Source organism: Desulfothermus naphthae (genome assembly GCF_054657475.1).
Window position 1 is genome coordinate 347,359 of the sequence record NZ_BAAHYQ010000002.1, and the last position, 14,248, is coordinate 361,606.

Below are 14,248 nucleotides of genomic sequence, written 5' to 3' on the forward strand. Positions count from 1 at the left end.
ATAATAATGTAGGCGCCATTTCATACTAATGTTCTTAGCATATAGGACGTTGCCGAAGGCAATGTCCCAAAAGGCAAGGGCAAAGCCCGTAGCGTATATGCTGTGTTAGCCGACGTTGCTATCCTATATCTACCTCAACCTCTCCATATTTCCTTCGTTATCTATGAAATAAAACTCAACATTATAAACCAAATTACCATATTTTTCTAACCACAACTCTGGAACACGTTTTTGATTGCCAAATACCAAAAAACGTCTCTTTGCATTTACTTTTTCTAATAGCCAAACATGGCCAGCTATTTCCATAAACTTTGCAGGAGACATCTTCTCTCCATGAACCAATGTAAGAAATTTAGCGTCTTCCACGATTTCTTCGTTATCAGAAAGCATATCAAACTTTTTAGGAAAATCTCTTGTTTTTTTGCTAAGCTTTTCTTCAAAATATTTACTCATGATTTTTCTTGCGAATTCCTGGAACTCTTTTCAATTAGATATACCCTTTGAGTTCATATTAAGTCCTCCAAAGCGGTTTGACAAAAATTTTAGGTACTATAAAAAATTTGTGTAAATTTTTTATAGAAAAAAAAGGGCATTATCCTTTAGGGTAAGATGAAAGGAAATAACCTGAAAAACCATAAAGGAGGATGCCCTATGTCTATATTAGAATGCAAGATTAGTTTGCCTGAAATTAAGGATTTTATCAAGGAGTTAGTTTTAGTTCCTGAGAATATTTTTAAGTTGATAAGAATGGACTGGTGCTTTGTCATGCCTGAAAGTTTATATTCTAGGAACCTTAACTCGACTTTTTTCCCTTTAGGTAGTTCTTCTCTATGGAAGACCCCAAATTTAGCTTTGAGGCTTGATAAAGCACTAGACAATAGAACTTCTTCTTAAATCCTAAATATTTTTCGAACAGGCTCTAAAATTGTTGACGCAACCATAAAAATAGTTAAAAAATGCTAAAAATAGAATTGTTCCTAACAACACTGCTGCTAAATTTATACATTATACTAACTAATCAAAAAAGAGTTTGATTATGTTAGAGAAAGACATTGAAAATTTAATCGCAGCTTATCCTGAGGAGTTTTTTCCGGGAGAAGGATTTAAATTAATATCCCAACAATGTTTTATTGAAGGTAAAAGAATAGATATCCTTTTTGAGGACAAATTTGGCAGAAAAATTATAGTAGAGGTAAAACGTGGCATTCTCACAAGAGAAGCCACTGGTCAAATTGCCAAGTATTATGGTCTATTAAAAGAAAAAGATAATTTTTTTGAATTAATATTATGCGCAAATGTTATACCCAAGGAAAGAAGATTATTTTTAGAAAATTTAACCCTCATTACTCAAGAACTTGCAATGATTTAGGCTCCTCTAAAAAACGTAAATTTTTTTCACGTTTTTAAAGAGAAAAGCTTATCATCTGCTTTGTGTTATTCAAAGGAGATTGAGACAAAGAGGGATTTCAAAATTATGGGAAACAATAAGAAGAGAGTTAAGTACCATAATTAGAGTAACCACCACTATGATAACCCAGGAAGGTAAAACAATCCATCTGAGACAAATAACAGAATTAGAATCTTTTCAACTTGAGATATATAATGCACTGGAACTTCCTTTAAAGCCTATATCTAGCATTTTAAAAATTAATTGATAAATTTGTAGTGAAGAAAAAGATGATTGAATTCAATAATTACAATATCTTACAAAAAAAGTGACAAACTTGGCTTAGAAATCCAAATACAACAGCTAGATATTTACATGAGCTTAGAGGCGTTCAAATTTGTCTTGATGAAGTATTTAACAAGAGGAATACAGGTAAAATATTGGAGTTTAAAAAAGAAAAGACCTCTACCGCATAGAGGTCTTTTAAGAATTTTCCAACCTTTTTTCCAACCTAGCCTTTTTTGGAGAAGAGGTTGGAAGGTTTAAGTTATTGATTTTATTAACGGAGCCGACGAGACTCGAACTCGCGACCTCCGGCGTGACAGGCCGGCGTTCTAACCAAACTGAACTACGGCTCCATTTCAGTGGGCGGAACAGGGCTCGAACCTGTGACCCCCGGCTTGTAAGGCCGATGCTCTCCCAACTGAGCTATCCGCCCAATCGGAATAAATATATATATTTTTTCTCTCGCAGTGTCAACTCTTTTTTTTGTTTGTCTAAATTTTTTTACAGCAATTTTTTACAGCTACTAAATATTATTAAAATCTTTTTTCTGATTCTATTTTTTTCCTGATATCTTCCCTGAGTTTATTTTTAAGGATCTTGCCAACAGGATTTCTTGGAATTACCTCAATAATCTCTAAACGTTCAGGGAGTTTATATACTGCGACCCCTTTATTCCTCATGTAAGAAGTCAACTCATCCAAAGTAATTTCTTTTTCTTTAGGAACTACATATATACACACCTTTTCTCCCAACTTTTCATCTGGCATAGCAACAGCCGCCACATCTGCAACAGAAGGATGTCCAAGAAGGATATTTTCTATCTCTTGAGCACTTATATTGAATCCTCCCCTGATAATGATATCTTTTGTTCTATCAAAAAATTCTATACAATTTCCATCTTTTATTTGAAAAAGGTCACCAGTGTTGAAAAAACCTTGTTCATCAAAGGATTTTTTAGTTGCTTCCGGATTTTTAAAATAGCAAGGAATGACATTCGGACCACGATACCACAACTCCCCTACACTGCCTACTTCTGTTAATTCCTCCCCTGTCTCAGGATCTTTTATTTTTGTCTGGAAAAATTGAATTAGCGGCGAATGCCATTTAACTCCTTGTTTACCCCAGTGAGGAAAATTGGAAATCCGTTTTTCCACATCTGGAATATCAAAAGGTCCAGACACAATGCCTGTACCTTCATTCTGACCCCAGATATTCGCAAATTCTATTTCCCACCTTCTTCTCAACTCACAAACAGCCCACAGGGACGGGGGAGCGCTCCCAATAGTAATCATTCTAAGACTACTTAAATCAAACTCATCCACTTTTGGATGTTTCAACAACATGTTTACCACTGCAGGCACCAGCAAGGTATACGTAACTTGTTCCTCTTTAAACTGTTTAACTAATAGAAGAGGATCAAAGGGGTGGTGTAATACCAGTCTGTTACCCAATAACAACCAGGGAATATAAACAGTTCCCACAGAAGCCATGTTTACCAGAGGCCCAGCAGTGAGAAAAATATCCTTATGATTCATTCCAGTAGCACCAATCTGCATCTTTGCCATTATGAGCCAGTTGTTATGACTCAATGGACACCCTTTAGGTCTAGCTTCTGTACCTGATGTCCAACACAAGGTAAAGATATCATTGGCATCTATGGGAATATTCTCTAAAATACCCTCTGGATCCTTTTCAGACAATTTTTTGATCTCTGGGAGTGTTATAACATATTTTAGGCTCGAAATCTCTGTTTGTAGCTTCTCCCCCATCTCCCTATGTTTAAAGCCGTGAAACTCTTCCACTGTGATAAATGCCTTGGCTCCTGTTATATTTGCAATATATTCAACTTCAGACATCCTCCACTGCATGGGCATAGGTGAGATAAGAGCTCCCGTGCTGGCTATTGCCAGATACAGCATCGCCAGTTCCCAACAATTGGGAATTTGTACTAATACAATATCATCCTTTTGAATTCCCAATTTAAGCAGCCCTTCTGCAGTGGCAGAAACAGCCCTGTCAAACTCTTTATAGGTCAGTCTCTCTGGTTTGAAACCAACGAGTTCTTCTTTATTGTAAGGATCTACAACACATATCTCATCAGGATATTTTTTGACATTATCCTTGAAAGCATCAATTAAAGTCTTTGTCCCCCAAAGACCCTTTTGAGACCATTCATCAATCATTCCCTGGGTTGCTAAAATCATTTTATTAAGCCACCTTAAAAAATTCTAAGCAATATTATTATTTATCTTTAAAAACAGGTTTTCTCTTTTCCAGAAAAGCCTTAACGCCCTCTATTCTATCTTCAGTGGAACATAGTATCTCAAAACCCCTTGCCTCAACAGCAAGACCAGTTCTAAGATCTACATTTATCCCTGTGTTAACAACATTTTTAATCACCTTTAGGGCAACACCTGGTTGAGCCACCATTTTTTTGGCCATTTTTATGGCCTCATCCATTAAAGACTCTACAGGCACTACTTTATTAACCAATCCTATACGGTAAGCTTCCTTGGCATCGATAAAATCACCTGTATATAAGAGTTCTTTGGCCTTGGTAAGACCCACAAGACGTGGAAGTCTTTGGGTACCTCCTCCTCCTGGTAATACCCCTAGTTTTATCTCTGGCAGACCTAACATTGCATTTTCAGCAGCTATACGAAGGTCACAGGCCATAGACAATTCACAGCCTCCTCCCAATGCAGGACCGGCAATAGCTGCTATTGAGGGCTTTTCAAGGTCCTCAATCCTATTAAATGTTGATTGTGCGCTTTTTATAAAAAAATGGGCATCTAGAGGTGTGGCAAGTTCACTAATTTCTGTAATATCAGCTCCTGCGGCAAAACATTTCTCATTCCCTGTAATAATCACAACTTTAACATCATCATCCCCTTCAATCTCTGATAAAACCTGATTAAATTCCTCCAATACTGTACTATTTAATGCATTCATTCTTTTAGGTCTATTTATAGTGATTATACCGATTCTGTCCTTTTTCTCATAAAGTAAGGTCTTATATTCCATATTCTACCTCCACTCAAACCATACCTGTTTTGCTCCACATAAAAGAGCAAACAGGTATGGTTTTTTACTCTCAATTTTTATTTTGGTTGCATCCTGATAGCGCCATCAAGCCTGATAACCTCTCCGTTTAACATTGCATTTTCAATAATATGCTGGGTTAGTGCGGCAAATTCTGCTGGTCTACCCAGACGTTGAGGAAATGGTACCATCTTCCCAAGAGCCTCTCTTACCTTCTCAGGCAAGCTGGCCAGCATTGGAGTTTCAAAGATACCTGGAGCAATGGTCAGAACCCTTATTCCGTAAGGGGCAAGTTCGCGAGCAAGAGGTAGATTCATTCCTACTATACCACCTTTGGAGGCACTGTAGGCAACCTGTCCAATCTGACCTTCAAAGGCAGCAACTGAAGCTGTATTAATTATTACTCCTCTTTCCCCATCTTCATTAGGAGTATTCTCAACCATTTTTTGAGCTGCCAACCGTGTTACATTGAATGTTCCAACCAGGTTTACCTGAATGGTCTTATTAAATAGATCTAAAGGCATAGGACCTTTTTTGCTAATTAATTTAGCTGCAGTTCCTATTCCTGCACAATTTATTACGAAATGAATTGCACCAAAGGCGGATATAGTCTTATCCACTGCATTTTGTACACTATTTTCATCTGTCACGTCTGTCTTGACAAACATGACTCCATCCCCCAATTCAGAGGCGAGCTTTTCTCCTGCTTCCTCTACAACGTCAAGTATAGTAACCTTAGCGCCTTGTTTTTTTAGAAGCTCTACAGTAGCCTTTCCAAGACCTGAAGCACCACCTGTTACTATTGCGACATTATCTTTGATTTGCATAAATCACACCTCCTTTTAAAAAATTAAAATCCTTTAAGAATCCAAGGAAAAGGTTAAAACTAATCCCTCTCCTCCAGAGTATTTATCCCCTGGAACTATTTTATAGCCTATTGAGACCTTTTTACCAAGTAGAGAAAAATCTGCTTTATCTGGATCGTATTCAAGGTTACCCATAACCATTGGTCCTTCTGGAAGTTCTACAATTGCCACGATATAAGGTGGTTTAAAACCCTCAGGGGCCACTCTAATAACAGTAAAAGACTTTAATGTTCCAGACTTGGTCATCTCTATTTTTTCTAATTCAGGTTTGCCACATCCAGGACAAAAAGCTTTTGGGGGGAATATAGTTGTACCACAATTTTTACATTTCAGACCAAGTAATCTGCCCTTTTTCATTTCCTCACAAAATTCATTATAAGAAAGTTTCATATTACCACCCCCTTTTTAAAATAAGATTGCAAAGTACTGAAAAATCCCCTCCAAGGGTGTCTATCATACCAACCTTGGCTCCATCTACCTGCATCTCTCCTGCTTCTTCACGAAGTTGTTTTACTATAACGTATGTCTGAGCTGCACCTGTGGCCCCTATGGGATGTCCACGGGCTTTTAGTCCACCAGATGGATTAATAACAATTTTGCCCCCAAAATCTGTCTCACCTTTTTCAACTGCCTCTGCTCCTTTGCCATGCTCAAAGAAACCCAACCCCTCAGTTGCAATGATTTCAGCAATAGTAAAACAGTCGTGCAATTCACAAACATCAATATCATCAGGAGTCATTCCAGCCTGCTGATAGGATTGTTTAGCGGCCATTTCTCTTGCCCTAATACGTGGTATTTCCTTTTGGTCTATTATGGCTCCAGCAGAGGCCTGACCAGTTCCAGCAATTATTACAGGTTTAGGACAGAGTTTTTTTGCCTTTTCAAGGGTTGTAATAATTACAGCAGCTGCCCCATCACTAAAGGGACAACAATCATAAAGCTGTAATGGGTCCGCTATCATCACAGCATTTAAAGCATCTTCTATTGTGATCTCTTTTCTAAAATGAGCCTTTGGATTCTTGGCACCATTTCTATGATTTTTTACTGAAATCAAGGCCATTTGTTCCTTTAGTTTCTTTAATGGAATACCATATTGTTTTGAATAAAGCATGGCCATTATTGCAAAGGCCCCAGGAAAAGTGATCCCTGCAAAACTTTCATACCTACTATTACTACCCATTGCAAAAGTACGGGTTGCAAGAGGAGTTCCCAGATTAAGAGTTTTTTCTGTACCACCTGCCAAAACCATATCACGAGCACCACTCGCAACAGCCAATGCAGCATGTCGAATAGCGACAGTTGCAGTAGCACAAGCACATTCGAATCTGGTTGTGGGGATATCTCTCAGCCCCAAAACCGATGCACCAAATGGAGACATATTTGATTGTCCTTCTGCAAAACCTCCTAGACAGTTACCAAAGAATATTTCCTCAATGTCCTTGATAGACACGCCTGCATCCATTATTGCTTCTTCAGCAGCATCAGCAAACATCTCCAGTAGCGTGTCTTCGTGTCGTCCAAATTTCGTCATTCCGACCCCAATAATTGCTACTTCTCGCATTATTTCCTCCTCCTAAAAATAGTTAATAAAACCTTTCAAAACCTATACTTTACAATTTAACCACCTAAAATGTTTCCTGGAAAATTTTCCATACCCTTAACTTGAGCTGATACTTTAGCCTTGGAACTAGGGTTGTGTCAATAGTTTTGTATAAATATTAATTCATCACTCACTACAAAACCAAATAGCCGAGTATAATTATGGTGCATATTATTAAGCCTCCACACCCAAAAATTTAAATACATCTTCTTTTAACTCGTTAAGATTCTTATCTGCCCTCAATATGAAATGGGCTATAGATAAATATAGTGGTTCTCTTTCCCTTAAGGTAACTAACAGTTCATCTCGTAAGGACAAATCTGTTAAAGGGGGACGGTTTTTGTTCTTTTCATCGGCCATGATCCTCTTTTCCAGTGTCAAAACATCTCCCATCAAATAAAATACAAAGCCCTTTTCCCTTATCAAATTTCTGTTTTCCTCTCTTAAAACTATTCCTCCACCAGTTGCACATACAATAGATTTATGAGAACACACTTTTTTTAAGATTTCACTTTCTAAATCCCTGAATTTTTCCCATCCATGCATCTTTACATAGTTTTCTATATCAACTCCACTGTGCTTTATTATTTCCTCATCTGTATCAATAAAGTTCATATTAAGCTCTTTTGCCACAAGCTTGCCCAAAGTTGTTTTACCACTACCCCTTGGTCCAATCAAAAAAATATTATGTGATTTTGGATCAAATTTCCATCCCCGTCTTGCTCCACCAATTTTATATAGGGTTTTTAAATCAGGCTCATCAACAATAAACTCTTTTTTTATAAAATCCCCCATTTTTTTATCTCCATATTTTGTTGCAATGAAATAAAAAAAGGACTATACCCCCACATCAAAGGATTTACTTAAGGTATTTGGCCTAACTTGTAAACCATGGGAGGACTTAGTTATGTCGCTTATTAATTTTCAGGAATTAAACCTTACAAAAGAAGAAAAGGTACATTTTGTCTTAAACATGATCCATAGGTTTATTTTCCACCATGTATTCTGGTTCAAGGAAGTGGAGCATCAATTTGGATTTGAAAAGGCCATTGAAATATTAAAGGATGTTTTGATCCAGGGGAAAAAGGTACATAGTAGGAGGATTGAAAAGGAATTAAATATTCGATTTAAAGATTCTCTACCTGAATTTTTGCTAAATATGGATGATGGAAATCTATATAATATCATGGAAACTGTATCCAAGATGTGGATTGCAAATGATGGATTATGGTTTTTGAGTGTAGAACAAAAAAGGGATATGAATGATGCTAAAAGATGTAATGACTCTTGTTGGTGCTGGTTCTCCCCTTTTGAGGCTTGGTCTATAAAAAAATTTTTAAAATTGGATAAACATCCAGGATTAAAGGGATTGGAAAGGGCACTTAAATTTAGGATGTATGCATTTTTAAATGTCCAGGAGGTAAAATGGCCTGATGAAAATACCTTAGAATTTTACATGAAGAGATGCCGGGTACAGGATGCAAGAAAAAGAAAAGGACTACCTGACTATCCCTGTAAATCAGCAGGATTAGTGGAATACAGAAGATTTGCTGAAACCATAGATTCAAATATAAAGACAGAATGTATTGGTTGCCCTCCAGATGAACATCCAGAAGAATGGGTCTGTGCGTGGAGGTTCATTATTTAACTTATTAAAATCAACCATTTAAATATTTATCAATTCTATCCATTGCCTTTTTTATATTTTCCAGGGAGTTGGCATATGAAAATCTAATAAAACCTTCACCATTTTGTCCAAAATCAATTCCAGGAGTTACACCAACATGGCTATTTTTTAGAATATCAAAGGCAAATTTATAGGAATTATCTGTAAACTTTTTTGCATTGGCAAACACATAAAAGGCACCTGTTGGCTCAATCATTATTTTAAAACCAATATCCCTTAATCTTTTTATCATATATCTTCTTCTCTCATCATAAATCCTTCTCATCTTTGATACATCTTGTTCTGCATACTTAAGCGCAGCTAAAGCTGCATATTGAGCAATAGAAGATGCACATATAAATAAATTTTGAGCCAAAGACTGGATAGACCTTACAAAATTTTTGGGAGCAATTAAATATCCAAGTCTCCACCCTGTCATTGCGTATCTTTTTGAAAATCCATTTAATACAAATGATTTGTCAGTAAATTCTAATATTGTGTGTTCCTTTCCCTCATATGTAAGACCGTGATAGATCTCGTCTGATACTACATAAAGTCCTAAATCAGCAATCTCTTCCATATTTTCTCTGGAGAGAAGAGTGCCCGTTGGATTTGCAGGAGAATTTATTAATATCGCCTTGGTATTTTTTGTAATGTTGTTTTTTATATCTTTTATATTGAATTGAAATCCATTATCTTCATAAACCTTCAAATGTTTTGGAATCCCCTCTGAAAATTTTATAAAGGTATCATAACATGCATAAGAAGGGTCAGATACTATGACTTCATCTCCATTATCTAAGAGTGCTCCAAAACTAAGTAGCATGGCAGGAGAAGTACCTGAGGTAACAATTATTTGATCTGGATCAATGTCTACATTATAATTTTTCTTATAATCCTTGCAGATCTCCTCTCTAAGTTCCCTTATTCCCAGGCTATGGGTATATTTAGTCTTACCTTCATCAATGGCCTTTTTTGCAGCTTCCCTGATACAATATGGAGTATCAAAATCTGGCTCACCCACCTCTAGATGGATAATGTCAATGCCCTCTGCTTCCATCTTTTGGGCAGCCTCTAACACTTCCATCACCATAAATGGCTTAATCTCTTGAATCTTTTTACAAAGTCCCATCTTCTTACTCCACATCCCAATTTGTTCCTGTTGGCGTATCCTTAACTATCACACCTAGCTCGGTTAATTTTTCCCTTATCTCATCTGCCTTTTTAAAATCCTTATTTTTTCTTGCCTCAATCCTCTGTTTTATGAGCTCTTCTACTAGTGATATGTCTATATTTTTTCTCTTTGCCTTATGTTCTTTTAATTTTTGTAGAAATTCTTTTGGATCTTTATAAAAAACACCAAGCACCTGTCCTACATCTTGTAATTTTTCATATAGCTTTTTCAACACATAAACACTATTTCTGGACTTTTTAAAACCCTTTTCCTGGGTCAGCCTATTTGCAATTTTAATTACATTAAACACATATCCAAGTGTTTCAGCAGTGTTTAAATCATCTTCAAGAGCGCCTTTCCATTTTTGTTCAAATTCATCTACTTGTTTTACTATTTCCTCGGGAATCTTTGTATCTTTAGATGGATTTTTTTCAAGCATATCAAGTATAGCAAGTTTTGCTTCATAGATCTTTTTTAGCCCTTTTTCAGCTTCTTCTAAATTTTCAAAAGAAAAATCCAAAGGGGTTTTATAGTGTTTTGTTAAGAGAAAAAAGCGGAGCACTTCAGGTAAAAATTTATCAAAAATATCCCGTAAAGTAACAAAATTACCCAGGGACTTAGACATCTTTTCTCCCTTTACCTGCACAAATCCATTGTGTACCCAGTAATTTACAAATTCAACATCTCTGGCAGCAACAGTCTGGGCACGCTCATTTTCATGGTGAGGGAAAATAAGGTCCTGTCCACCTCCATGAATGTCCAATGGAAGGCCCAGATATTTTTCACTCATTGCTGAACACTCTATATGCCACCCAGGCCTACCCTTTCCCCAAGGGCTATCCCACCAAGGCTCCCCAGGTTTTGAACCCTTCCATAATGCAAAATCCAGGGGATCTTCTTTATTTTCTGACACCTCAATCCTGGCACCAGCCCTTAGTTCTTCAATATCTCTGCCAGATAATTTTCCATAACTATCAAAGGACCTCACCCTGAAATAGACATCTCCATCCTCTGTAACATATGCATGTTTTTTATCTATCAAAATTTTGATTAGATCCTGCATCTCTTTTATATGTTCTGTTGCCCTGGGTTCATATGTTGGCCTTAAGATATCCAATTTATCCATATCTTCATAAAAGGCCTTAATAAATTTTTCCGCCACTTCCTCACATGTTAAATTGGTCTCATTTGCCCTTTTTATAATCTTGTCATCAATATCTGTAAAATTTCTAACAAATACTACATCATATCCCAGATATCTAAAAAAACGAACTAACACATCAAATACAACTGCAGCCCTTGCATGTCCTATGTGACAATAGTCATAAGCTGTTATTCCACAAACATACATATATACTTTACCAGGTTCTCTAGGGACAAATTTCTCTTTTTTTCTTGTCATACTGTTGTAAAGATACATAAAAACTCCTATTTTTACTTACTAATTCTCTTTTTTCCAAATACTATGGTCTTTACCTTAATACCTTTTTTTTCTCCAGTAAATCCCAGACCTTCTTCTGTTGTTGCAGAGATATTTATCTGGTCCATGGTAATTGATAAAAGATGCGCCAGATTCTTTTTCATCTCCCTCTTATATGGACTGATTTTAGGCACCTGACATATTATGGTTACATCAACGTGTTCTATTGTAAAACCCTCTTTTTTTGCAATTTCCATAACTTCTGATAAAAATATCATGCTGTTCAAGTCTTTAAATCTATTATCTGTATCAGGAAATAGATCTCCAATATCCCCCTTTGCAAGACATCCAAGTATTGCATCCACCAGGGAATGGACAACCACATCACCATCCGAATGGGCTATAATCTCTGGTGCCTTTGGAATTTTTACGCCTGCAAGTTTAAGTGGCTTACCAATCCCATACTTATGCACATCATATCCAAAACCAACACAATTTCTAACCTGTTCTCTTTTCATAATAAACTGTAAGTCTTGAGGATTTGTTATTTTTATATTTTGGGGCTCTCCATCAATTATTTTGACATCGCACCCCAAGGCCTCGACTAGGGAAGCATCATCTGTCCCTGTAATATTGTTTTTTTTAGCATATTCATGGGCAGCAACAATGAGCTGTTTTGTAAACCCCTGAGGAGTCTGAATTGCCCTGAGGTTTTCTCTAGGAAGAGTGGTAACACCACTCTCTGATACTAATTTTATGGTGTCATTTAGTAAAATGCCTGGAATTACTGCATCAACACCATTTTTTAATTCAAAAACTATTCTATTTACAAGGTCACTGGTTAAAAAAGGTCTGGCACCATCGTGGATAAGAACATGTGTACAATCATGGGGCAAGGACATAAGCCCCTGATACACAGAATCCTGTCTTCTCTCACCACCGTGGGTGATTTTATATTCCAAAAGAAAATGGTCTTCTAATGCATACTTTTTGATAGATTCTGTGAGATAGGGGATATCCTCTTTTGGAAAGACAAATACTACACCTTTTATAGAGGGAATATAAGATAGTGGAGTTATGCTATGCCAGAAAAGTGGTCTATTATTAAAAGATAAATACTGTTTTTTTTGGGATATAAATTTTTTTAATCTTCTACCCTGTCCTGCTGCAACTATAACAACCCATATTTCCATTGACGTATATTTTATTCAACTTCAAAGTGATTTTTCCAGTAAATTAGCCTCTGACAATTGGGACAACTTAGGATCTGGAGACCTTTTTGTAATTCAATATATGTCTGGGGAGGAATACTTATATGACATCCAGTGCAGATAGAATCTTCAACTGGAACTATCACAGGACTGCTCAATCTTGCCCTTATAAATTCATATCTACTCAAAATAGGTGGTGGTATTTGTTTGGCAAATTCAGCCCTCTTTTCTTTCAACTCTTTTATACGAGACTCACACCTGTTGATAATCTTATCTAAAGCATCTTCCTTTTGTTGAAGTTCCTCTGATATTTTTGAAATCTCTTCATTTAGGGCATCCAGAAGTCGTTGCTGGGTATCTAGCTCTTCCTCAAGAGTCAATTTTTCCTCTTCTTTTAACCTGCTATTTTTCTCTAATGTATCTATTTCTCTCATTATGGCATGGTATTCTTTGCTATTTTCCACCAGCATAAGCCTATTTTTACTTTTTTTTAGCTTAGCTTGGTCCTCTTCTAATTCTTTAGTCAACTTTTCATCCTGTTCCTTTAAGATCTTGAGTTTTTCTTCAACTTGTTTTCTCTGATTTTCTTGAATATCCAATCTTTCTTTTAGTGTCTCAACTTCTTTTGGGGCAGTTTCCAGGGTCTTTTCTAAATCCCCCATCTCCTTATCTATGTCCTGCAAATTAACTAAACTTTCTATTTGTTTTATATAACTCAATTTTTATACCTCCTTGATAAAAATTGGCTCCCTTCCTGGGAAAAATTTTATCTCTATATCATGGGCCATTAAATCCTTTTTTAAATCCTCAGCCCAGGTCTTCATCATAATTTCCTCTAAAATAAAATGCCCCACATCAATAGTATATCCCAATTTCTCAATTTCTTGAGCAAGGTGATATTTTATATCGCCTGAGATATATACATCAGCCCCAAGTAAAAAACCTTTTTTTCCAAGGGACATACCTGAGCCTGTACAATAGCCTATCCTCTTCACTCTATCTGGCTCTTTTCCCGTAACAATGATATTTTTTCTCTGTAATACACTATTTATCATTTCCATAAAATGTGAAAAGGGGATCTCTTGTTCAAGATCCCCTATAAGTCCAAAACCCAACAAATCTTCGTCCATATTCCCTTTGATGGGCTCAATAGGTTTTATGTTTTTTAATTCTAAATATCTCCCAAGCCAACCAGCCGGACCTTTTAAATTTACATCCAAAGAAGTATGGGCACAATAGAGCCATATACCCCTCTTTAACAATTGTCGCAAAACTTTGGTAAATTCATCGTCTCGATTGGGTAGCCTTGGGGATAAGACAAGGGGATGGTGAGTTAAAATAAAATCAGCCCCCCATTTGTCTGCTTTTAACACAATCTCATAGGTGGGGTCTAAAGATAGGGCCAGTTTTTTAATCTCCTTTCTCTCCCCTATAACATGCAGGCCAGATATATCCCATTCTGATGCATAAGCTGGATTGGCAACTGATTCTATTTTGGCTATTAAATTATCTACATCCACGTCATTATCCTAAACTAAGTGAGTAAAAATTTACAAAACAATATAATAACACGAGATATTTTAGGTCAAAAATAAAA

The 14,248-nt window shown here is 36.4% G+C and carries 16 protein-coding genes and 2 tRNA genes; 4 read left to right on the top strand and 14 right to left on the bottom strand.

From position 1 onward, the window contains the following. Window positions 1-129: 129 nt before the first annotated feature. Entirely contained in the window at window positions 130-453 is a 324-nt protein-coding gene (locus ACYQ1E_RS11120) for a hypothetical protein (protein ID WP_459879240.1), read from the bottom strand. Between the two features lie 198 nt (window positions 454-651). Between ACYQ1E_RS11120 and ACYQ1E_RS11125 the strand changes: the two genes are divergently transcribed. The 3 genes from ACYQ1E_RS11125 to ACYQ1E_RS11135 all read left to right on the top strand — a co-directional run bounded on the left by ACYQ1E_RS11125 (window position 652) and on the right by ACYQ1E_RS11135 (window position 1,655). Continuing rightward, complete coding sequence (locus ACYQ1E_RS11125) at window positions 652-894, top strand: hypothetical protein (protein WP_459879242.1); 243 nt, start codon at window positions 652-654, stop codon at window positions 892-894. A 142-nt stretch (window positions 895-1,036) separates the two neighbouring features. Then, complete coding sequence (locus ACYQ1E_RS11130) at window positions 1,037-1,369, top strand: endonuclease NucS domain-containing protein (protein WP_459879244.1); 333 nt, start codon at window positions 1,037-1,039, stop codon at window positions 1,367-1,369. A gap of 79 nt (window positions 1,370-1,448) precedes the next feature. Beyond that, complete coding sequence (locus tag ACYQ1E_RS11135) at window positions 1,449-1,655, top strand: hypothetical protein (protein ID WP_459879246.1); 207 nt, start codon at window positions 1,449-1,451, stop codon at window positions 1,653-1,655. Between the two features lie 295 nt (window positions 1,656-1,950). Here ACYQ1E_RS11135 and ACYQ1E_RS11140 read toward each other — a convergent pair. The 8 genes from ACYQ1E_RS11140 to aroL form a co-directional block, all read right to left on the bottom strand. Continuing rightward, window positions 1,951-2,025, bottom strand: a tRNA-Asp gene (locus ACYQ1E_RS11140). Window positions 2,026-2,032: 7 nt separating this feature from the next. After that, a tRNA-Val gene (locus tag ACYQ1E_RS11145) sits at window positions 2,033-2,105 on the bottom strand. Window positions 2,106-2,205: 100 nt separating this feature from the next. Continuing rightward, window positions 2,206-3,876 carry a class I adenylate-forming enzyme family protein gene (locus ACYQ1E_RS11150; RefSeq protein WP_459879248.1) on the bottom strand — a complete coding sequence of 557 codons (1,671 nt, stop codon included), beginning with the start codon at window positions 3,874-3,876 and terminating at the stop codon, window positions 2,206-2,208. Between the two features lie 37 nt (window positions 3,877-3,913). Continuing rightward, window positions 3,914-4,696 (bottom strand): enoyl-CoA hydratase/isomerase family protein, encoded by a 783-nt coding sequence (locus tag ACYQ1E_RS11155; RefSeq protein ID WP_459879250.1) that lies wholly within the window; start codon window positions 4,694-4,696, stop codon window positions 3,914-3,916. 77 nt (window positions 4,697-4,773) lie between these two features. After that, complete coding sequence (locus ACYQ1E_RS11160) at window positions 4,774-5,541, bottom strand: 3-hydroxyacyl-CoA dehydrogenase (RefSeq protein ID WP_459879252.1); 768 nt, start codon at window positions 5,539-5,541, stop codon at window positions 4,774-4,776. Between the two features lie 33 nt (window positions 5,542-5,574). Then, a complete protein-coding gene (locus ACYQ1E_RS11165) occupies window positions 5,575-5,970 on the bottom strand; it encodes a Zn-ribbon domain-containing OB-fold protein (RefSeq protein ID WP_459879254.1) in 396 nt (131 codons plus the stop codon). Between the two features lies 1 nt (window position 5,971). After that, window positions 5,972-7,141, bottom strand: a complete 1,170-nt coding sequence (locus tag ACYQ1E_RS11170) for a thiolase domain-containing protein (RefSeq protein ID WP_459879256.1) — start codon at window positions 7,139-7,141, stop codon at window positions 5,972-5,974. A 213-nt stretch (window positions 7,142-7,354) separates the two neighbouring features. Further along, the gene (gene aroL / locus ACYQ1E_RS11175) at window positions 7,355-7,975 is read right to left on the bottom strand and encodes a shikimate kinase AroL (protein ID WP_459879258.1); all 621 of its coding nucleotides are present in this window, start codon (window positions 7,973-7,975) and stop codon (window positions 7,355-7,357) included. A gap of 112 nt (window positions 7,976-8,087) precedes the next feature. Here aroL and ACYQ1E_RS11180 point away from each other — a divergent pair, with 112 nt between their 5' ends. Further along, window positions 8,088-8,828 carry a DUF6125 family protein gene (locus ACYQ1E_RS11180; RefSeq protein ID WP_459879260.1) on the top strand — a complete coding sequence of 247 codons (741 nt, stop codon included), beginning with the start codon at window positions 8,088-8,090 and terminating at the stop codon, window positions 8,826-8,828. A 10-nt stretch (window positions 8,829-8,838) separates the two neighbouring features. On the opposite strand, the gene ACYQ1E_RS11185 is transcribed toward ACYQ1E_RS11180, so the two are convergent. From ACYQ1E_RS11185 to ACYQ1E_RS11205, 5 genes are read right to left on the bottom strand one after another with little or no spacing between them, the layout of a single operon-like run. Next, a complete protein-coding gene (locus ACYQ1E_RS11185) occupies window positions 8,839-9,978 on the bottom strand; it encodes a pyridoxal phosphate-dependent aminotransferase (protein WP_459879262.1) in 1,140 nt (379 codons plus the stop codon). Between the two features lie 4 nt (window positions 9,979-9,982). After that, window positions 9,983-11,440, bottom strand: coding sequence for a cysteine--tRNA ligase (gene cysS, locus ACYQ1E_RS11190; protein WP_459879264.1), 1,458 nt, complete (start codon window positions 11,438-11,440; stop codon window positions 9,983-9,985). 14 nt (window positions 11,441-11,454) lie between these two features. Beyond that, entirely contained in the window at window positions 11,455-12,633 is a 1,179-nt protein-coding gene (ispD, locus tag ACYQ1E_RS11195; protein WP_459879266.1) for a 2-C-methyl-D-erythritol 4-phosphate cytidylyltransferase, read from the bottom strand. An 11-nt stretch (window positions 12,634-12,644) separates the two neighbouring features. Then, a complete protein-coding gene (locus ACYQ1E_RS11200) occupies window positions 12,645-13,370 on the bottom strand; it encodes a zinc ribbon domain-containing protein (protein WP_459879268.1) in 726 nt (241 codons plus the stop codon). A 3-nt stretch (window positions 13,371-13,373) separates the two neighbouring features. Continuing rightward, the gene (locus ACYQ1E_RS11205) at window positions 13,374-14,171 is read right to left on the bottom strand and encodes a Nif3-like dinuclear metal center hexameric protein (protein WP_459879270.1); all 798 of its coding nucleotides are present in this window, start codon (window positions 14,169-14,171) and stop codon (window positions 13,374-13,376) included. Window positions 14,172-14,248: the final 77 nt, after the last annotated feature.